Annotated in this window: 15 protein-coding genes and 2 riboswitches; of the genes, 4 read left to right on the forward strand and 11 right to left on the reverse strand. The window is 70.8% G+C overall.

From position 1 onward, the window contains the following. Window positions 1-24 precede the first annotated feature (24 nt). The 6 genes from QE392_RS08210 to betA all read right to left on the reverse strand — a co-directional run bounded on the left by QE392_RS08210 (window position 25) and on the right by betA (window position 10,035). Window positions 25-2,517: a GcvT family protein gene (locus tag QE392_RS08210; protein WP_307450527.1), complete on the reverse strand. Its 2,493-nt coding sequence runs from the start codon at window positions 2,515-2,517 to the stop codon at window positions 25-27. Window positions 2,518-2,637: 120 nt separating this feature from the next. After that, on the reverse strand, window positions 2,638-3,612 hold the full coding sequence (locus QE392_RS08215) for an ABC transporter substrate-binding protein (protein WP_307450529.1): 975 nt from the start codon (window positions 3,610-3,612) through the stop codon (window positions 2,638-2,640). A gap of 53 nt (window positions 3,613-3,665) precedes the next feature. Further along, window positions 3,666-5,756: an ABC transporter permease subunit gene (locus tag QE392_RS08220; RefSeq protein WP_307450532.1), complete on the reverse strand. Its 2,091-nt coding sequence runs from the start codon at window positions 5,754-5,756 to the stop codon at window positions 3,666-3,668. Continuing rightward, window positions 5,753-6,826 (reverse strand): quaternary amine ABC transporter ATP-binding protein, encoded by a 1,074-nt coding sequence (locus tag QE392_RS08225; RefSeq protein ID WP_307450535.1) that lies wholly within the window; start codon window positions 6,824-6,826, stop codon window positions 5,753-5,755. Before QE392_RS08225 ends, QE392_RS08220 begins: the two co-directional genes overlap by 4 nt. A 30-nt stretch (window positions 6,827-6,856) precedes the next feature. Further along, entirely contained in the window at window positions 6,857-8,338 is a 1,482-nt protein-coding gene (locus QE392_RS08230; protein ID WP_307450537.1) for an aldehyde dehydrogenase family protein, read from the reverse strand. Then, window positions 8,335-10,035: a choline dehydrogenase gene (gene betA, locus QE392_RS08235; RefSeq protein ID WP_307450539.1), complete on the reverse strand. Its 1,701-nt coding sequence runs from the start codon at window positions 10,033-10,035 to the stop codon at window positions 8,335-8,337. The genes QE392_RS08230 and betA overlap by 4 nt, the downstream gene beginning before the upstream one ends. A 231-nt stretch (window positions 10,036-10,266) precedes the next feature. Next, window positions 10,267-10,364, forward strand: a riboswitch (glycine riboswitch). Window position 10,365: 1 nt separating this feature from the next. Then, window positions 10,366-10,454: riboswitch (glycine riboswitch) on the forward strand. A 48-nt stretch (window positions 10,455-10,502) separates the two neighbouring features. On the opposite strand from betA, the gene glyA reads away from it, so the two are divergent. Further along, window positions 10,503-11,801, forward strand: a complete 1,299-nt coding sequence (gene glyA / locus QE392_RS08240; RefSeq protein ID WP_307450540.1) for a serine hydroxymethyltransferase — start codon at window positions 10,503-10,505, stop codon at window positions 11,799-11,801. Beyond that, complete coding sequence (locus QE392_RS08245; RefSeq protein WP_307450542.1) at window positions 11,801-13,168, forward strand: L-serine ammonia-lyase; 1,368 nt, start codon at window positions 11,801-11,803, stop codon at window positions 13,166-13,168. Before glyA ends, QE392_RS08245 begins: the two co-directional genes overlap by 1 nt. 6 nt (window positions 13,169-13,174) lie before the next feature. On the opposite strand, the gene QE392_RS08250 is transcribed toward QE392_RS08245, so the two are convergent. Beyond that, window positions 13,175-14,131 carry an NAD-dependent epimerase/dehydratase family protein gene (locus QE392_RS08250; protein WP_307450545.1) on the reverse strand — a complete coding sequence of 319 codons (957 nt, stop codon included), beginning with the start codon at window positions 14,129-14,131 and terminating at the stop codon, window positions 13,175-13,177. 195 nt (window positions 14,132-14,326) lie between these two features. Between QE392_RS08250 and yiaA the strand changes: the two genes are divergently transcribed. Both yiaA and QE392_RS08260 read left to right on the forward strand, forming a co-directional pair. Continuing rightward, the gene (gene yiaA, locus QE392_RS08255) at window positions 14,327-14,794 is read left to right on the forward strand and encodes an inner membrane protein YiaA (protein WP_307450547.1); all 468 of its coding nucleotides are present in this window, start codon (window positions 14,327-14,329) and stop codon (window positions 14,792-14,794) included. A gap of 410 nt (window positions 14,795-15,204) precedes the next feature. Next, a complete protein-coding gene (locus tag QE392_RS08260; RefSeq protein WP_307450549.1) occupies window positions 15,205-15,702 on the forward strand; it encodes a hypothetical protein in 498 nt (165 codons plus the stop codon). Window positions 15,703-15,894: 192 nt separating this feature from the next. Here the strand turns inward: QE392_RS08260 and QE392_RS08265 are convergent, their stop codons facing one another. From QE392_RS08265 to QE392_RS08280, 4 genes are all read right to left on the reverse strand, one after another. Further along, window positions 15,895-16,737: a GNAT family N-acetyltransferase gene (locus QE392_RS08265; protein ID WP_307450552.1), complete on the reverse strand. Its 843-nt coding sequence runs from the start codon at window positions 16,735-16,737 to the stop codon at window positions 15,895-15,897. 162 nt (window positions 16,738-16,899) lie between these two features. Beyond that, a complete protein-coding gene (locus QE392_RS08270; protein WP_307450554.1) occupies window positions 16,900-17,379 on the reverse strand; it encodes a GNAT family N-acetyltransferase in 480 nt (159 codons plus the stop codon). Further along, the gene (locus QE392_RS08275) at window positions 17,376-17,525 is read right to left on the reverse strand and encodes a hypothetical protein (RefSeq protein WP_307450556.1); all 150 of its coding nucleotides are present in this window, start codon (window positions 17,523-17,525) and stop codon (window positions 17,376-17,378) included. The genes QE392_RS08270 and QE392_RS08275 overlap by 4 nt, the downstream gene beginning before the upstream one ends. 95 nt (window positions 17,526-17,620) lie before the next feature. After that, the gene (locus QE392_RS08280) at window positions 17,621-18,655 is read right to left on the reverse strand and encodes an LLM class flavin-dependent oxidoreductase (RefSeq protein ID WP_307450558.1); all 1,035 of its coding nucleotides are present in this window, start codon (window positions 18,653-18,655) and stop codon (window positions 17,621-17,623) included. Window positions 18,656-18,715: the final 60 nt, after the last annotated feature.

Consider the following 18,715-nt stretch of genomic DNA (forward strand, 5'->3'; position numbering starts at 1 on the left):
TCTCGTATCGATGCGGACGCCGGCTCAGCGGCGGATCGCGGCCATCTCGGGGTCGAACAGGGGCTCGGTGCGCACGGTCGCCGGCAGACGCTCGGCGAAGTACTCGACCTCCAGTGTCGTGCCGGGGTCGGCGAGCTCGGGCGGCAGCCACGCGTACGCGATCGACGCCCCGATCGTGTAGCCCTGGTCGGCGCTGGTGACGTAGCCCACGGCATCCGTGGTTCCGGGGACGAACACCGGTTCTGAACCCAGGACCACGCGGGTCGGGTCGTCGAGGGTCAGCGGGACGAGGCGCGTGGTCACGGGACGCTCGGCGAGGGCGGCCTTGCCGAGGAAGTCGTCTTTGGCCATGCGCACCGCGAAGCTCAGACCCGCCTCGGCGGGGGTGTGTTCGCGCGTCATGTCGTGGCCGAAGGCGCGGTAGCCCTTCTCGAGGCGCAGGGCGTTGAACGCGCGTCGGCCGGCGGCGATGATGCCGTGCGTCTGGCCCGCCTCCCACAGGGCGTCCCAGAGGAAGACGGCGTTGTCGGCGCTGACGTACAGCTCCCAGCCGAGTTCGCCGACGTAGCTGACGCGCAGGGCCAGCACGCTGACGCCCGCGATGTCGATCTGCTTCGCACGGAAGAAGCCGAAGCCCTCGTTGGAGACGTCGTCGTGGGTGAGCGACTCCAGCACGGCGCGGGCGTTCGGTCCCCACAGCCCCAGGCCGCCCTGGCCGGACGAGAGCGAACGCACCCAGACCCCCTCGGGCGCCTGCGTGGTCAGGTGCACGAGGTCGAGGTTGCCGTTCGTGCCGATCATGTACCGCTCGGTGTCGAGGCGGGTGACGGTGACATCCGACAGGATGCCGCCCTGTTCGTCGAGCATCATGCCGTAGACGACCCGGCCGATGGCGACGTCGACGTTCGTGGTGAGCAGACGCTGCAGCAGCGCGGTGGTGCCCGGGCCGAAGACCTCGACGCGGGGGAGCGCGGTCAGGTCGTACAGGGCGACCGCCGAGCGGGTGGCGTGCGCCTCGGCAGCGGCGATCGGCGACCAGTTCTGCGCGGCCCACTCGTCGCGCACGGGAACGGTGTCGAGCTGGTCGACCAGGCCCGCGTTCGCCTCGAACCACAGCGGCCGCTCCCATCCACCGCCCTCGCCGAAGACGGCGCCGAGCTCTTCGTACCGCTGGTGGAAGGGCGTGCGGCGCAGGCCCCGCAGGCGCTGGGTGGGGGTGTGCGGGTGACGCACGTCGTAGACCTCGTCGTACGACTCCGACGAACGCTCGCGCGTGAACCGGCGGCTCACCACCGCGGGGTCGAAGCGGTTGAAGTCGAGGCCGTGGGTGTCGATCCCCGGGTCGCCCGAGACGATCCAGTCGGCGACGACCTGTGCGACACCGGCCGACTGCGTGACCCACACCGCCTGCGCGAGCCACAGTCCGTCGGTTCCGGGAACGGGCCCGAGCATGGGGCCGCCGTCGGGCGTGAACGAGAAGATGCCGTTGAAGCCCGACTCGAACTCGACCCCGCGAAGCTCCGGGAGCAGGCGCTGCGCCTCCTCCCACGACGGCGCGAAGTCGTCCCACGTCAGGGGGTGCATGGCCGGGTGCACGCCCGTGGCGGCGAAGGTGTCGGCATCCGCGATCTCGGACTGCTCCAGCGGGATGGGCCGGTGGTTGTAGGCGCCGATGCCGATGCGGTCGACGTATTCGCGGAGGTAGAGCGAGAAGTCCTGGTGGCGGAGCATGGGGCGCTTCGCCTCGTCGGTGGGGACGTTCGCGCCTTTCAGCGAGGGGACGGGTGCGCTGTACCCGAAGCCGTGCTCCATGGGCTGCATCGGCAGCTCGAAACCGAGCAGGTCGCGCGAGACGCCGGGGCCCCACAGGCCCGCGCACGAGATGACGATGTCGGCGGGAACGAAGTCGGGCTCGGCCGAGCCGGCCGGCACGGGAACGACCTTCACGCCGGTCACCCGCCCGCCGGAACGCTCGATGCCGACGACGCGGGTATTGCCGACGATGCGGGCACCGCGGTCCTGGGCGCGCTCGGCCTGCCACTGCACGGCGGCCGCGCTCTTGACGATCCCGTCGGTGGGGGTGAGCCAGCCGCCGAGCACGCCCGAGACGTCGAGTCCCGGCCACAGCCGCGCGCACTCGTCGGGGTCGATGAGCTCGCCCGGCACGCCCCAGGATGCCGCGAGGCCGCGCCGGCGCTTGAGGTCGTGCAGGCGCTCGTCGGTGGTGGCGATCTCGAGCCCGCCGACGCGCTTGAGCAGCCACTGGCCGTTCAGCGAGACGCCGTCGAGCTTGTCGAGCGTGCGCTGGGCGAGCTGCGTCATCGTGCGGTCGCCGTTGGTCTGGAACACGAAGCCGGGCGCGTGGGAGGACGACCCGCCGGTGATGTAGAGCGGACCCTGGTCGAACACGGTCACATCGGTGAGGCCGCGCGCGGTCAGTTCGTCGGCGAGGGCGGCGCCGACGACGCCGAGACCGATGATGACGACGCGGGGGGAACGGGCGGGAGACGAGACCATGGAGAAACCTCGAGATCGGATGCGTGCGCACGATGAAGCAGCGGGCGCGGGGTGGGGCGGGGGGAATGCGGGGGTGTACCGGAGGGGGCGCGTTCGCGCCCCCTCCGGGTGGAGCGGGTGTTACTTGATGCCCTCGAGCATCGTGGCGACCTTGTCGGGGTTGTCGTCGACCCACTCCTTGGCCGCGTCTTCGGGCGTCATGTTGTCTTTCGCGATGTAGCTGGCGACGGTGTTCTGGTCATCGTTGGTCCACGTGAAGTTCTTCAGCAGCTTCACCGCGGGGGTGTCCTTCGCGACCCACGCCGACGAGGCGATCTTGTCGAGCGTGTAGGGCGGGTAGTCGCAGGCGACCTTCTGCGGGTCGGCATCGCAGCCGTCGGTGTAGGCGGGCAGCGTGATGTGGCCGAGCTTCTGCTCGGAGAAGAACCAGTGCGGCTCGTAGAAGTAGGCCAGCAGCGGCGTGCGGTTGGCCTCGGCCGAACGGAACGCCTCGATCAGAGCCGCCTCGGAGCCGGCGTAGACCACCTTGTAGTTCAGGCCCAGGTTGGTCACGAGGGCCTCGTCGTTGGTGACGTAGCTGGGGTCGCCGTCGAGCAGCTGGCCCTTGCCGTCGGACTCGCTGGTCTTGAAGAGGTCGGCGTACTTGTTCAGGTCGGCCGAGGTCTTCAGGTCGGGGTACTCCTCGGTCATCCACTCGGGGATGAACCAGCCGATGACCCCTTCGTTGCCGGTGGGGCCGACCTCGACGGCGGTCTTGTCGCCGTCGATGTACTTCTCCTTCAGCGACGCGTGTCCCCAGTTCTCGATGATGAGATCGACTTCGCCGGTGCCGAAGCCCTGCCAGGCGACCTCTTCCGAGATGGGCTTCTGCACGACGGTGCAGCCCAGCTCGTTCTCGGCCAGGTACGTGTACACGGCGGCATCCGCGGTGTAGCCCACCCAGTTGTTCATGGCGAGGTTGGTGGTGCCGCAGGCGGCGGCGCCACCCGCGTCGGACGAGGTGTCGTTCAGCGACGAGCCGCAGCCCGAGAGGGCGAGCACACCGGCCGAGAGGACGGCGAGGGCGGACAGGGTGCGTGTGCGGGCGTGGTGCATGGATACTCCCTTGGTGAGACGCGGCGTCTCGGTCGGTCGGGTCGGGACCCGGTTCATGCGGTAGCGGTGCGGGGTGTTCGGGTGGTGGATCTCCGCAGGCGCCGAGCCGGCGCCGGGGGAGCGGTGGGGGCGAGGGGAGTGCGGTGGGCGAAGGCCTGCGTCGTGCGGTCGAGCAGCATGCCCCAGATGACGATGGCGAGGCCCGCGGCGAGTCCCTTGCCGAAGAGATCGGTCTGCACGAAGCCCGCCACGACGAGGTAGCCGAGCCCGCCACCGCCGACCAGTCCGCCGATGACGACCATCGACAGCACGTAGATGAGCGCCTGGTTCACCGCGAGGGTGATGGCGTGGCGGATCATCGGCAGCTGCACCTTGGTGACGGCCTGCCACGGGCTCGACCCGGTGCTGAGCAGAACCTCGCCGAGCGTCTCCGGCAGCTGCCGGATGGCGTCGGCGACGATCTTGATCGAGATGGGCGCGGCGTAGATGACGGCGGCGACGATCGCGGTGAAACGGTTCGGGCCGAAGAGCCCGAAGAACGGCACGAGGTAGACGAACGCCGGCATGGTCTGCGCGGCATCCAGGATGGGGCGGATGGCCGCATCGACACGGGGGACCCGCCCCATCCACACGCCCAGCACGAGCGCGATGGCGACCGTGAGCACGGTGGCGACGAGGGTCGAGGCCAGCGTGATCATCGAGGGTCCCCAGACGCCCAGCAGCCAGACGACGACCATCCCCGCCAGGGTCGCTCCGGCGAGCGTCGCGCGCCCGGCGACGAACGCGATGACGGTGAACGCCGCCATGACCACGACGATGGGCGACTGCTCGAGCAGCGCCTGCAGCGGGTTGATGAGAGCGGTGGTGACGACCTCCTGCAGCGCGGACGTCAGCCCGCCGAAAGTGGTGTTCACCCAGGCGGATGCCGTGTTCACGGCGCTCTCGATGAGGTCGCCGATCTCGATCTGCGCGGGGAAGACGGCGGCCCACAGCTGCGAGCGAGACAGGAAGATCGCCGCGAGCGCGATGGCGGCACCGGTCCCGTAGGCGATGCGACGCGGCAGGACGGCAGCGGTGCGCCGCGCGGCGACGACGGCCGGGTCGGCGCGACGGCCGATCGCCGTGGTGACGCGGTCGAGCACGATCGCCAGCAGTACGACGGCGAGACCGGCGTTGAACGCGCGACCGACGTTGAGCGACTGCAGCGCCTGCACCACGACCTGGCCGAGTCCGGGGGCGGCGATGAGGGCCGCGATGGTGACCATCGACAGTGCGGCCATGGTGGTCTGATTGATGCCCAGCACGATCGAGGTGCGGGCGAGCGGCAGCACCACCGTGCGGAGGCGCTGACGGGGTGTCGCGCCCAGCGAGGCGACGCTCTCGTCGATCGACTCGGGGATGTCGCGCACGCCGTGCGCGGTGAGGCGGATGACGGGAGGGGCGGCGTAGATGAGGGTCGCGATGACGGCGGCGGCGGGGCCGATGAGGAAGATCAGGGCGAGCGGGGCGAGGTAGACGAACGTGGGCATCGTCTGCATGAAGTCGAGCACGGGGGTCAGGACCCGCTCGACGCGCCGGGACCGGCCGGTCCAGATGCCGACCGGGATGCCGATGACCAGGGCGAAGAACACCGCGGCGAAGGTGATCGCGAGCGTCTGCATGGCCTCGAGGTAGAGCCCCTGCACGCCGATGACGACAAGGAATCCCACGGTGAGGGCGGCCACGCGCCCGTTGCCGCACACCCAGGCGATCCAACCGAAGAGCAGTGTCGAGCCCAGCCACCCGATCTCGGGGTAGCCGAGGCCGTAGGGGGTGGCGGCCAGGAGCGAGAGCAGCGCCTGCACCACCGCGTTGATGACGATGCGCACGACGTCGAGAGCCAGGAGCACGACGTTGGAGGAGCGGTTGTCGGCCACCCATTCCTTGACGGTGTCGAAGAAGCCGTGCACGTCGGTGAGCGACGCCGTGGGGAGGGTGTCGGTGCCCTGGCCGTGGGAGAACGCGAAGACGGCGAGCCAGAGCACGCACACGGCGATGAGCACCGCGGTACGCGGCGAGATGCGGCGCGGCCGCGGGGCGGCGGTCAGGGTGGAGGCCTCGATCTTGGTGATCTCGACCGTGGTGGGGGCGACGGGAGCGGTCATGACGGATGCCGTTCGCCGGCGACGGCACGGAGCACCGCGTCGCGATCGACCACACCGACGACCGCGCCCGCGGCATCCGTCACGCGGACCGGGATGGAGGTGCCGAGGACCACGGGGATCGCGTCGGCGATGACGGTGTCGGCCGGCAGAGTCGGTGCGTCGGGCGCGGTGTCGCCGGGGCGGGCGATCCAGCGCAGGGTGAGGACGCTCGCGATCGGCACGTCGGAGACGAAGTCGGCGACGTAGTCGTTGGCGGGGGCGCCGACGAGCTCGGCACCGGTCCCGATCTGCTGCAGCTCGCCGTGGCGCATGATCAGGATGCGGTCGCCGAGCTTGAGGGCTTCGGAGAGGTCGTGGGTGACGAAGACCATGGTCTTGCCCATCTCGTGGTGCAGTCGCACGATCTCGGCCTGCATGTTGCGGCGGATGAGCGGGTCGAGGGCCGAGAACGGCTCGTCGAACAGCAGCACGTCGGGGTCGCCGGCCAGGGCGCGGGCCAGGCCCACGCGCTGCTGCATGCCGCCCGACAGCTGCGAGGGGTAGCGCCATTCGTAGCCGTCGAGACCGACGAGCGAGACCATCTCGAGCGCCCGCGCCCGGCGCTCGGCCTTGCCGACGCCGCGGATCTCGAGCCCGTAGGCGATGTTGTCGACCACGGTGCGGAAGGGCAGCAGTCCGAAGTGCTGGAACACCATCGCGGCCTTGGTGCGGCGGAACTCCCGCAGCGGCCCCGGCGCGAGCGAGAGCAGGTCGTCGCCGCGCATGGTGATGCGCCCGGCGGTCGGCTCGATGAGTCGGGTCAGGCAGCGGATGAGGGTGGATTTGCCCGAACCGGACAGACCCATGATGACGAACACCTCGCCACGACCGACCGTGAAGCTCAGGTCGCGGACGGCCACGACGTTGCCGGTGCGCTCGAGGATCTCGGCGGTGCTCAGGTCGGCGAAGTCGGGGTTGTCGACGACTTTCTCGGGGTTGTTGCCGAAGACCTTCCAGAGGCCGTCGACTGCGAAGTCAGCGACGTCGGGTGCGGCCGAGGTGTGAAGGGGTGGTGCCGTGATGGTGCTCATCGGTGGGGCTCCCATTCGTTGAGGAGGGCGTCAGGGCTTCGCCGGGGCGAACCAGTGCTGGGGTTTCGGGTCGAGGTTCTGATACACGTGGCGGGTCTCGCGGTACTCGTCCAGGCCTGCGAGGCCGAGCTCGCGGCCGTTGCCCGACTGGCCGAATCCGCCCCACTCCGCCTGCGGCAGGTAGGGGTGGTAGTCGTTGATCCACACCGTGCCGTGGCGCAGGCTGCTCGCGACGCGCTGGGCGCGGCCGGCATCCTGGGTCCACACCGCGCCGGCCAGGCCGTAGGGCGTGTCGTTGGCGATGCGCACGGCCTCGGCCTCGTCGCGGAAGGTCTCGACGGTCAGGACGGGGCCGAAGCTCTCCTCCCGCACGACGCTCATCGAGCCGTCGCAGCCGTCGAGGATCGTGGGCAGGTAGTAGAAGCCGTCGGCCAGTTCCGGGTCGGTCGGCGCGTGACCGCCGCAGCGCAGCGCGGCGCCCTCGGCGATGCCCGCCTGCACGTAGGCGTCGACCTTGTCGCGGTGCGCGGCGGAGATGAGCGGCCCGGTCTCGGCATCCGCGTCGAAAGGACCGCCGAGGCGGATCTGCTGTGCGCGCTCGACCAGGGCGTCGACGAAGGCGTCGTGGAGGGACTCCTCGATGACGAGACGGGCTCCCGCGGAGCACACCTGGCCGCTGTGCAGGAAGATCGCGGTGAGCGCGTAGTCGACCGCGGTCTCGAAATCCGCGTCGGCGAAGACGATGTTGGGGTTCTTTCCGCCGAGCTCCAGCGCGACGCGCTTGATGCTCTGGGCGGCGGCGGCCATGACGCGCCGGCCCGTCGCGAGGCCCCCGGTGAACGAGACGAGGTCGACGTCGGCGTGGGTGGTCAGCACCTCGCCGACGTCGGCGCCCGTGCCGGTGACGAGGTTCGCCACCCCGGCCGGCAGTCCCGCCTCGGTGAGCGTGTCCATCAGGAGCATCGCGGTCGAGGGCGTCAGCTCGCTGGGCTTGAGCACGAACGAGTTGCCCGCCAGCAGCGCGGGCGCCACCTTCCACGCGGCCTGCAGGAGCGGGTAGTTCCATGGGGTGATGAGGCTGCACACGCCGACGGGGGCGTACTCGACACGGCTGCGGGTCGCATCGCTCCCGGTGTCGACGAGGCGTCCCGGGTGCGCGCCGGCTTGGCTCGCGTAGTAGCGGAAGCAGGCCACGATGTCGGCCATGTCGTAGCGGGCTTCGACGATGCGCTTGCCGGTGTCGCGTGCCTCGGCGTGGGCGTACGCCTCGGCGTCGCGCTCGATGAGGTCGGCGACGCGTTCGAGGAGTCGGCCGCGCTCGCGCTCGGGCGTCTCACTCCACGCGCCCGATCGCCAGGCCGAGGATGCCGCGGCGACCGCGTCGGCGGCATCCTGCGCATCGCACTCGGTGACGGTGGCGACGAGCGTGCCGTCGGCGGGGCAGCGGATCTCGCGGGTGGCGGGGGAGTGCGGCTCGCGCCACGCCCCGTCGATGTAGAGAGACGAGGTCATGCGGTCACGCCCACCTTTGCCGGGCCGTCTGCCACGTAGTACGGCAGGTCCTCGGCGGGCAGCGGTGCGACGCCGCGGATGAGATCGGCCGCCTTCTCGGCGATCATCATGACGGGCGCGTAGATGTTGGCGTTCGTCACGAACGGCATGACCGAGGCATCCACGATCCGAAGGCCCGTCGTGCCGTGCACGCCCATCGTGAGCGGGTCGGTGACGGCCATGGGGTCATCGGCGGGCCCCATCTTGGCCGTACCGCAGGGGTGCAGCGCCGTCTCGGCTTCGCGGCCCACCCACTCGAGGATCTCCTCGTCGGTGCTCACCTCGGCGCCGGGGGCGATCTCACCGCCGTTGAAGGGGGCGAGCGCCGGCTGCGACAGGATGTCGCGGGCCACGCGCACCGCCTCGACCCACTCGCGGCGGTCGTTCTCGGTGCTGAGGTAGTTGAAGACGAGCTCGGGGTGCTCGGTGGGGTCGGTGGAGCGGATGCGCAGGCGTCCGATGGTGTCGGCGTACATCGGACCCACGTGCACCTGGAAGCCGTGCTTCACGTCGGCGATCTGGCCGTCGTAGCGCACCGCCACCGGCAGGAAGTGGAACATGAGGTTCGGCCAGCGCACCTCATCGTTCGAGCGGACGAACCCGCCACCCTCGAAGTGGTTGGTCGCGGCGGGGCCCGTGCGCCCCAGCAGCCACTTCAGCCCGGTCAGCGGCATGCTGAGCGGTCGCAGGTACGGCTGCATCGACACCGGCTGCGTCGCCTCGTGCTGGATGTACACCTCGAGGTGGTCCTGCAGGTTCTCGCCGACACCGGGCAGGTCGACGACGACCGGGATGCCGAGCGACTCGAGCAGGTCGGCCGGGCCGACGCCCGAGAGCTGCAGCAGCTGCGGGGTATTGATCGAGCCGCCCGCGAGCACAACTTCTTTCGCCCGTACGGTGTGCGTGCGCCCGTTGCGGCGGTACTCGACGCCGACGGCCCGCGTGCCCTCGAACAGGATGCGGGTGGCCAGCGCCCGGGTCTTGACGGTGAGGTTCTTGCGGCGCCGCCACACGGGGCGCACGTACGCACGGGATGCCGAGAGGCGGCGGCCGTGGCGGACGTTGCGGTCGAAGGGGCCGAAGCCCTCCTGCCGGAAGCCGTTGACGTCGTCGGTGCGGGGGTAGCCCGCCTGCTCCGCGGCGTCGAAGAAGGCCTGGAAGAGGGGGTTGGTGGCGGGGCCCTTCTCGAGCTCGAGCGGACCGTCGTGGCCGCGGTGCGGGTCGCCGGCGGAGGCGGCGAGGGCGTTCTCCATCCGCTTGAAGTAGGGCAGGCAGTGCGCCCAGTTCCAGGTCTCAAGGCCCGGCTGCTCACCCCAGCGCTCGTAGTCGAGCGGGTTGCCGCGCTGGAAGATCATGCCGTTGATCGAGGACGAGCCGCCGAGCACCTTGCCGCGTGCGTGAGCGACGCGGCGGCCGTGCATGTGCGGCTCGGGCTCCGACTCGTACTTCCAGTCGTAGAGGGCGTGGCCGCTGGGGAAGGTGAGGGCCGCCGGCATCTGGATGAAGAGGTCCCACGGGTAGTCGCTGCGGCCCGCCTCGAGCACGAGCACGCGCGCCTCGGGGTCGTCGGACAGGCGTCGGGCGAGCACGCTTCCGGCGCTTCCGCCGCCGACGACGATGTAGTCGTAGGTCGTGGAGTTCTCGCGACGAGTGGTCATGGCATCCTCGGGTCTGTTGTTGCGCTGAAAGAAACTGCTGTGCGTTGGACGCAACAGTAGAGGGCGCGGCGAGTCCGAACGAGGCGTTTCGAGGGGCCGTGACGCACTTTTTACACGCCCGTTACGCTCGGCCGGAATACGAGTCGATTATGTTGCGTGTTGCTCATAACGCATTGTGTTGCGCATAGCGGTGCAATAGCGTCGCCTCACGACAACTCGATACGCGCCGATCGAACCCCCGCGGGAGAGCCCGCGTCCCACCCGGACGCGGCGCCGAAGGAGCAAGCCCTCCCCGCACAATCTCTCAGGCCCAAGACCGCGGGGGCGAGGCGCACTCTGGAAAGCAGGCCGCGCCTGCGCCCACGGTGAAAACCGCCACCCGCGGTGAAGCTCTCAGGCCCGATGACAGAGCGGGGAGGTGACCCATCCGATCGCCGCGCCCGCGGCACGACAGGGAGCCTCCCGCCATGACCGTTCTGTCCCCGACCGCCGCCGCCGCCCTCCTCACCGCCCCGCTCGCCGAGATCGACCCCGCGGTCGCCGCAGCCCTCGACGCCGAGCGCGACCGCCAGCGCGACACCCTCGAGATGATCGCCAGTGAGAATTTCGCCCCGCTCTCCGTCATGCAGGCGCAGGGGTCGGTCGCCACCAACAAGTACGCCGAGGGTTACCCCGGTCGCCGTTACTACGGCGGATGCGAGCACGTCGACGTGATCGAGCGTCTCGCGATCGAGCGCGTGTGCGGTCTGTTCGGTGCCGCGTACGCGAACGTGCAGCCCCACTCCGGCGCCCAGGCCAACGCCGCGGTGCTGTTCGGCCTGCTGCAGCACGGCGACACCATCCTCGGCCTCGACCTCGCCCACGGCGGGCACCTCACGCACGGGATGCGCCTGAGCTACAGCGGCAAGGCCTTCGATGCGGTCGCGTACCACGTGGATGCCACGGGCTCGGTCGACATGGACGAGGTCGCCGCCCTCGCCCGTGAGCGCCGTCCCAAGCTCATCATCGCCGGCTGGTCGGCCTACCCCCGCCAGCTCGACTTCGCCGCCTTCCGGGCCATCGCCGACGAGATCGGCGCCTACCTGTGGGTCGACATGGCGCACTTCGCCGGTCTTGTGGCCGCGGGCGTGCACCCGAACCCCGTGCCGCACGCGCACGTGGTCACCTCCACCACCCACAAGACGTTGGGCGGTCCGCGCGGTGGCATCGTGCTGACGAACGACGCCGACATCGCCAAGAAGATCGACCGTGCCGTCTTCCCCGGTCTGCAGGGTGGCCCGCTCGAGCACGTCATCGCGGCCAAGGCCGTGTCGTTCCTCATCGCCGCGGGTGACGAGTTCGCCGACCGCCAGCGCCGCACGCTCCGTGGTGCCCACATCATCGCCGAGCGCCTCACGCAGCCCGACGTCGTCGCCGAAGGCGTGCGCGTGCTCACCGGAGGCACCGACGTGCACCTGCTGCTGGTCGACCTGGTCGCGTCGCCCCTCGACGGCAAGCAGGCCGAGGACCGCCTGCACGAGGTCGGCATCACCGTCAACCGCAACTCCGTCCCCAATGACCCGCGCCCGCCGATGGTCACCTCGGGGCTTCGCATCGGCACCCCCGCCCTCGCCACGCGCGGCTTCGGCGACGACGACTTCGCCGCCGTCGCCGACGTCATCGCGGAGGCCCTCCGGGCGGAGATCTCGTCCGAGCAGATCGCCGAGCTTCGCGATCGCGTGGCCGCCCTGGCATCCGCTCACCCGCTCTACGAGGGCGCCGTCTGATGGTCGTCAGCGCCTTCGACCTGTTCTCGATCGGGGTCGGCCCGTCGAGCTCGCACACGGTCGGGCCGATGCGCGCGGCCCTGACGTTCGCGGAGCACCTGCGCGAAGCCGGTACCCACGAGCGTGTCGCCCGTGTGCGCGTCGACCTGCTGGGCTCGCTCGGCGCCACCGGCCGCGGCCACGCCTCGGATCGCGCCGTGCTGATGGGCCTCGAGGGGCACCGGCCCGAGTCGTGCGACCCCGACCTGCTGCGCGACATCGAGGAGCGCGTGCGCGCCGACGGCATGCTCTGGTTGCTGGGGACGCACCCGGTCTCGTTCGACGTGGATGCCGACCTCGTCCTGGATGGGCGACGCTCGCTGCCGTTCCACCCCAACGCGGTCGTGTTCACGGCGATCGATGCCGGCGGCGTCGTTCTCGCGGAGGAGACGTTCTACTCGGTGGGCGGCGGGTTCGTCGTGACCGAGGCCGAAGCCGCGACGCCCCGTGCCGACGACGTCTTCGTCGCGCACCCCTTCCGCACCGCCGACGACCTGCTTGCCCGCTGCGACGAGACCGGACTGTCGATCGCCGAGATCGCGTTCGAGAACGAGCTCGCCCACCGCGACGGGGATGCCGTGCGCGCGGGGCTGCGGGCCATCTGGGACGTGATGAGCGGATGCATCGAGCGCGGTGTCTCGACCCCCGGGGTGCTGCCCGGCAGGCTCCGGGTGCCCCGTCGCGCCCACGACCTCGCGCGGCAACTCGCCGACGAGGCCGGCTCGACCGACGGCCTGCGCGGGACCGACTGGCTGACGCTGTTCGCCATGGCGGTCAATGAAGAGAACGCCGCCGGCGGGCGTGTCGTCACCGCGCCCACGAACGGCGCCGCGGGGGTCATCCCCGCCGTGCTCGCCTACTACCGTCGGTTCGTTCCGGGAGCGGACGACGAGGGGATCATGACGTTCCTCCTCACGGCCGCCGCGATCGGCTCCATCTACAAGGAGACCGCGTCGATCTCGGGGGCGGAGGTCGGATGCCAGGGCGAGGTGGGCTCCGCCTGCTCGATGGCGGCGGCGGGGTTCGCCGCCGTGCTCGGCGGGACGCCCCGCCAGATCGAGAACGCCGCCGAGATCGGCATGGAGCACCACCTCGGTATGACGTGCGACCCGATCGGCGGTCTCGTGCAGATCCCGTGCATCGAGCGCAACGGCGTCGCGGCGGTCAAGGCCGTCACGGCCGCTCGCACGGCGCTGCGCGGCGACGGCACGCACATCGTGTCGCTCGACAACGTCATCCAGACGATGCGGCAGACCGGGGCGGACATGAACGACAAGTACAAGGAGACCTCGCGCGGCGGTCTCGCCGTCAACGTCGTGGAGTGCTGAGGCGGGTCAGCGCCCGAGCACCTCGGCCTCTTCGTCGAGGGTGAGGCCCGCTCGGCGCGCCCTGTCCAGACCGCGCGCGCGTTCGTCATCGAGCGTGCGCCGCATGGTCTCGGACAGGGGGCGCCGGCGACCTCCGGATGCCACGAACGCGGCGTCGCTGCGCCGCGAGAAGCCGTGCGCCTCGGGCGGGAGCCACAGCGGCAGCGACCGCGGCCCCATCCAGTGCTGCACGCCGCGGGCGAGGAGGGTGTCGTCGTCGAGTGCAACGGTCTCCGACTCGGTGCCCGCCGCGTCGCGAGCGGAGGTCAGCACGGCCGCGAGCGGCAGCTCCTCGCCGACGGCGTTGACCGGCCCGGTGATCCCGTTGCGGCCCGCGCGCTCGATCCAGTCGGCCAGGTCGTCGACGTCGATCCCCTGCACGGAGCGGTCGGCGGTTCGCGGCGTCAGCACGCGCCCGCCGCGGGCGAAGCGGGCCGGCCAGTAGCCGAAGCGGTCGGTGGGGTCTCCGGGCCCGACGATCAGGCCGGCACGGGCGAGGAGGGCGCGGTCACCCACGCGCGCCGTGGTCAAGCGCTCGGCGTGCACCTTGGCATCCGCGTACTGATCGAGGTCGGTGGGCTCGACGAGGTCGGCGGTCTCGTCGGCGAACGGGACGTCGGCCCGGGCGTAGACCGACACGCTCGACACGAGCGTCCAGTGCGCCGCACGTCGGGCGAGGGCGTCCAGAGCGGATGCCACGAACCCGGGGTCCCACGACACCTCCACGACGTCGTCCCAGTCGCCGTCGAGGGCGTCGTACGCGCGCGGGTCTCGGCGGTCGGCCCGCACCAGGCGCGAGCCGGGGGAGACCCCGCCCCCTTCGCCGCGGGCGAGGCAGGTGACCTCCGCTCCTCTCGCCACAGCCGCTCGCGCGATGGCCCGGCCGAGCCAGGCGGTTCCCCCGAGGATGAGCACGCGTCGCATAGGGGTCAGCAAAGCACCTGAACGAGGGCGCGGACCAGCGCGTTCGCGAACGGCGGACGAGCGGGCCCGCGGAAGGCTCACCCGGGTGACCTTTCTCCACAGATCGTGGCGTATGTTCCTCCGAGCATGGAGCGACCGCTAGGTTCTCCGCCACGGAATACATCCCCCGTGGGGGGCGGATCGAAGGGTGAAACCATGTCGGATGTGCAGAACCAGCAGGCGCTCGGCCGGCCGACCGGAGCGTTCGTCGGAGCCTCCTGGGTGGCGCTGGGGCTCGGAGCGTCGGTGTACTTCGTGGGGTTGTACAACGCGCGGATGCTGCTGTCGGAGAAGGGCTTCTTCCTCGCGGTGTTCCTGCTCGGCCTGTTCGCCGCGATCTCGGTGCAGAAGGGTGTCCGCGACCGCGCCGAAGACGTGCCGGTGACCGGGGCCTATCTCGGCGTCGCGTGGGGCATGTTGCTGGCGGCGCTGACACTGATGACGGTCGGCCTGTGGAACGCGGAGCTGCTCCTCTCGGAGAAGGGGTTCTACGGCATCGGGTTCGCGATGAGCCTCTTCGCCGTGGTGGCGGTGCAGAAGAACGTCCGCGACCTGGCGGCGTTCCACCGCGTGCACCCGGAGGCCGCCTCCGGGGACCGGCCCGGCTTCGCGGCGGGCGCCTGAGCCGACGCGCGAAGACGTGCTCGACGCGGAGGCCGCGACCCGGGGCAGCGCCCTTGGCTCGCGGCCTCCGCTCATGACGCGTCTGGGGCATCTGTGAGACGATCGCGAAGATGGACTCCTCACTGCGCGCCGAGCTGGATACTCTGCGGTTGCGTGCCTACGGACCCCGGGAGGACGGCGCCCTCGACGCCGAGACGGTGCGACGCTTGCAGGAGCTGGAAGCACGCGCTCGCGATGCCGGCAGCGTCCACTCTGGATCGCAGGGGACATCCGAATCACCCGTCCCCGCGGAGGATTCACCGTCGACGTCCCTTCGAGAGTCCCAGGGAGTCTCTGCTGCGGATGCGGTCATCCCCCGGGAAACGCGTGAGCACCACCGTGTGCGCCGGTCCTGGCGGACGCCCGGGCGCGTGACGTTGGCGCTGTGGGCGATGTCGGTTGCCGCCTCGGCCGGGCTCGCTGCCGCCGCGACGTACTCGGTGGCGGCGATCCTGCCCGTCGCCGTTGTCGATGACGCGCCCCAGATCGCCACCCTCACCCCCGACCCCGCCATCACCGTTCCTGTCGGGTTCAACGGCGCGGGAGCCAGTTCCGTCGCGTATGAGTTCTACGGTCTCACGCTGTTCGAGACGTCTTATGGCATCTTCGGCGGCGGTGGCGGTGGCGACTGCTTCGCCGCCGTTCTGACCGCCGACATCCCGGAGGGGGACGAGATCCAGGGCGGATACTCCATGTCGGGTCCGTCCTACGGCGGATGCCGCGTCGGTGATTTCCCCGCCACCATCACGATGTCAGCCGATAGCTCGGCCCCACCTGAGCTGCGCGAGCAATTCCGCGACGGTGCGCTGAAGTTCGTCAAAGACGGCGACCGCATCGGCGTGTTCCTCGGTGAGAACCCGAGAGACTGACCTCTTCTCCCACGCGCTCGCATCGCAGGGGCCGGTCCCGACGGCCGGCGAGGCTCGCGGGGCTGTCCCCCTGCCCACACCACCACGTCCCGGTGAGGGCGGTGACCACCGCGGTCAGGGTCGGTCGCGCGCGGTTCCGTGTACGCGCAGACGAGCGTCGGTTCGGCCGCGGCGAGGAGCGCCAGAACCGGCCTACGCGCCGTCGGAGGGACGTCCGCCATCGCGAGCCCGCCCCCGGATGACGTAGCGGCGCTCGATCCCGACGGTCTCGGAACCCCACGCGCTCGCCGCGACGCGACGCTGGTGCGCGTCGAACGCGGCCTCGTCGATGAAACGTTCGTCGACCCGCCAGACGCGGGCGTCGGCCGTCGGGGCGACGTCGAAGGCGAGGCATCCGGGCTCGGCGCGGGTGAGGGCGATGTGCTCAGGGAGAAGGGCGCGCACCCGGGCCGCTTCGCCCTCGTTCGCGCACCGCAACTCGCCCGACAGCGTCACCTCGGGCCCGCGCGGCACGGGCGTCGTCACTCCGCTGAGCCAGTCGCGACGCAACACGCTGTAGGCGATGGATGCCATCGGTGCTCCGCCTTCGACCGGCCAGCCGTCGCGGTAGTACGCCTCGCGTACCCACCCGCTCTTGTCGAATGTCCGCTGCATCGCGATGTTGTCTTCGCGGGTCTGCCCCTCGAATCGCACGACGCCCGGGCGCGTGCGGAAGACGTGCTCACTCGCGAGGGCGAGCGCCCGGGTACCGATGCCGTGTCCGCGCCACCGCTCGGCGAGACGCAGATCGATCAGGGCGGTCGCGTCGGCGAGGTCGTCGAGGCGCACGAGTCCGACGCGCCCGTGCTCGCCGTCGTCGAGCCAGAACGCCTCGACGGCGTCGCCGCCCCAGGTCCCCTCGTCGATGGCCGCCGCCACCTGGGTGCGGGTGGGGTGAGAGCGAACGTGGAAGGGGAAGGCGTTCGAGGTGAGGAACGCGATCAGCTCCTCGCGGTCTCGGCCGGTCGCGTCGAGGCGGGTGAGGGAGAGGGGCACCGCTCCAGCGTAGACAGCCGGCTCGCGGCATCCTGTCTGTCTCCTGCGCTGCCGTCGGGGTGGACGTGGGCGGCGCTCGGCGCCTACGCCGTCGCGTGGGACGAGTACCTCGTCATGCAGACGATCGGCCGATCCCGCGGGTCTGCGGCTGCGCGCTGAGCATCACCGTCGCTCGAGGCACACGAGTCCTTCGCGGTCGTCCCACGACGGGACCGGTGCGAAGCCGAGCCGCCGGTAGAGCCGGAGGGCGTCCTCGCGCCACTCCCACACCGACAGGCGGACGGGCGACACGGTACCCTCGACCGCCGCGGCGATGAGAGCGGCTCCCACGCCCTTTCCGCGTGCGGTCGGGGTCGTCCAGAGGCGCGACACCTCCGTCGCATCCGGCGAGGTGGAGACGACGACGATGCCGCAATCCTCCTCGTCGACCGCGGCGAGCAGCACACGTCGCCCGTGGAAGGCGGCGGCCGGGTCGGCGATCTCGCGCGCATAGCGCCCGGGGAGCGGGGCGTCCGCGGCGGTCAGCCCGTGCTCGGCTTTCTCGCTCTCCGTCTGGCGGAGGTACGCGCCGACGAGGGCGGAGACGACAGCGGCGTCGCGCGGGAAGAGCGCGGTGCGAACGGTCGCGGCGCCGGGCGTCACGGCTGCGGCTCGCCCGGGTCACGGCGGACTGCCCGCGCGGCCGAGGCCATCTCGTCGCGGACGGCTTTGCGGACAACCCCGTACACGGCGTACAGCATGACGGCCGCGAGCGTGACGAGCAGAACGAGCTGGGTGAGTGCGTCCATACGACCAGGCTGTCATGCCCTGGCGGCGGTTCCCAGAGCCGGGAACCACTTCGGGATGCCGACGGTGTCGGCATCCCGAATCGACGGCGTCGTGGTCAAACGGTCGCGAGCGTCGGCTGCCACCCCAGGGCAGGCGCGACATGTTTCGCGAAGTTCTCGACCAGCCGCAGGTTGAATTCGACGCCCATCTGGCTCGGGATGGTCAGCATCAGCGTGTCGGCGCTCATCACGGCGGCGTCGTTCTGCAGCTGCTCGACGAGCTTGTCGGGTGTCGCCGCGTACGTCTTGCCGAAGGTCGATCGCATACCGTCGATGACCCCGATCTGGTCGCTTCCCGCCGACCCGCCGAAGTACATCTCGTCTTCGGCGGTGACGATCGGGAAGATGCTGCGGCTGACCGAGGTGCGCGGTTCGCCCTCGTGACCGGCCTCGCGCCAGGCGGCGCGGAACGCGTCGAGCTGCTGCGCCTGCAACAGGTCGAAGGGCGTGCCGTCCGCCTCGGTGAGAAGCGTCGACGACATGAGGTTGACGCCGATGCGGCCCGCCCACTCAGCGGTGGCTGTCGTGCCGGCGCCCCACCAGACGCGCGTGCGGAGCCCGGGAGAATGCGGCTCGATGCGCTGCAGACCCGTGCCGCCGCCGAAGGGGCTCAGCGGGTCGCGCTCGGCGAGGCCCTCGCCGTCGATGGCCCGCAGGAAGAGGTCGAAGTGCTCGCGGGCGATATCGCCGCCGCGCGGGTCCTGTGAACCGGTGTAGCCGAACGCCTCGTAGCCGCGGACGACGGACTCGGGTGAGCCACGGCTGACGCCGAGCGCGAGCCGGTTGCCGCTGATGAGGTCGACGGATGCCGCCTCCTCGGCGAGCATCAGCGGGTTCTCGTACCGCATGTCGATGACGCCGGTGCCCACCTCGATGCGGGAGGTGCGCGCGGCGATCGCGGCGAGGAGCGGCATGGGTGCGGCCTGCTGCCGGGCGAAGTGGTGCACCCGGAACGAGACGCCGTTGACGCCGAGGTCGTCCATGCCCTGGGCGAGGTCGATCGCCTGCAACATGGAGTCGCCGGCGGTCAGCTGACGCCCGCCGCCGAGGGGGCCGTAGTGGCCGAAGGAGAGGGTGCCGAAGGAGCGCATGTCGGGTGCAACGCGACGCTCTCTGATCTATTCCCACGCATGGACCATTCGATGGCCCCG

It is taken from the genome of Microbacterium proteolyticum (assembly GCF_030818075.1).
Taxonomy (GTDB): Bacteria; Actinomycetota; Actinomycetes; order Actinomycetales; family Microbacteriaceae; genus Microbacterium; species Microbacterium proteolyticum_A.

Coding starts and splice junctions, on each gene's coding strand:
- QE392_RS08210 (WP_307450527.1), bottom strand. CDS start 2,517: ATGGTCTCGTCTCCCGCCCGTTCCCCCCGCGTCGTCATCATCGGTCTC.
- QE392_RS08215 (WP_307450529.1), bottom strand. CDS start 3,612: ATGCACCACGCCCGCACACGCACCCTGTCCGCCCTCGCCGTCCTCTCG.
- QE392_RS08220 (WP_307450532.1), bottom strand. CDS start 5,756: ATGACCGCTCCCGTCGCCCCCACCACGGTCGAGATCACCAAGATCGAG.
- QE392_RS08225 (WP_307450535.1), bottom strand. CDS start 6,826: ATGAGCACCATCACGGCACCACCCCTTCACACCTCGGCCGCACCCGAC.
- QE392_RS08230 (WP_307450537.1), bottom strand. CDS start 8,338: ATGACCTCGTCTCTCTACATCGACGGGGCGTGGCGCGAGCCGCACTCC.
- betA (WP_307450539.1), bottom strand. CDS start 10,035: ATGACCACTCGTCGCGAGAACTCCACGACCTACGACTACATCGTCGTC.
- glyA (WP_307450540.1), top strand. CDS start 10,503: ATGACCGTTCTGTCCCCGACCGCCGCCGCCGCCCTCCTCACCGCCCCG.
- QE392_RS08245 (WP_307450542.1), top strand. CDS start 11,801: ATGGTCGTCAGCGCCTTCGACCTGTTCTCGATCGGGGTCGGCCCGTCG.
- QE392_RS08250 (WP_307450545.1), bottom strand. CDS start 14,131: ATGCGACGCGTGCTCATCCTCGGGGGAACCGCCTGGCTCGGCCGGGCC.
- yiaA (WP_307450547.1), top strand. CDS start 14,327: ATGTCGGATGTGCAGAACCAGCAGGCGCTCGGCCGGCCGACCGGAGCG.
- QE392_RS08275 (WP_307450556.1), bottom strand. CDS start 17,525: ATGGACGCACTCACCCAGCTCGTTCTGCTCGTCACGCTCGCGGCCGTC.
- QE392_RS08280 (WP_307450558.1), bottom strand. CDS start 18,655: ATGCGCTCCTTCGGCACCCTCTCCTTCGGCCACTACGGCCCCCTCGGC.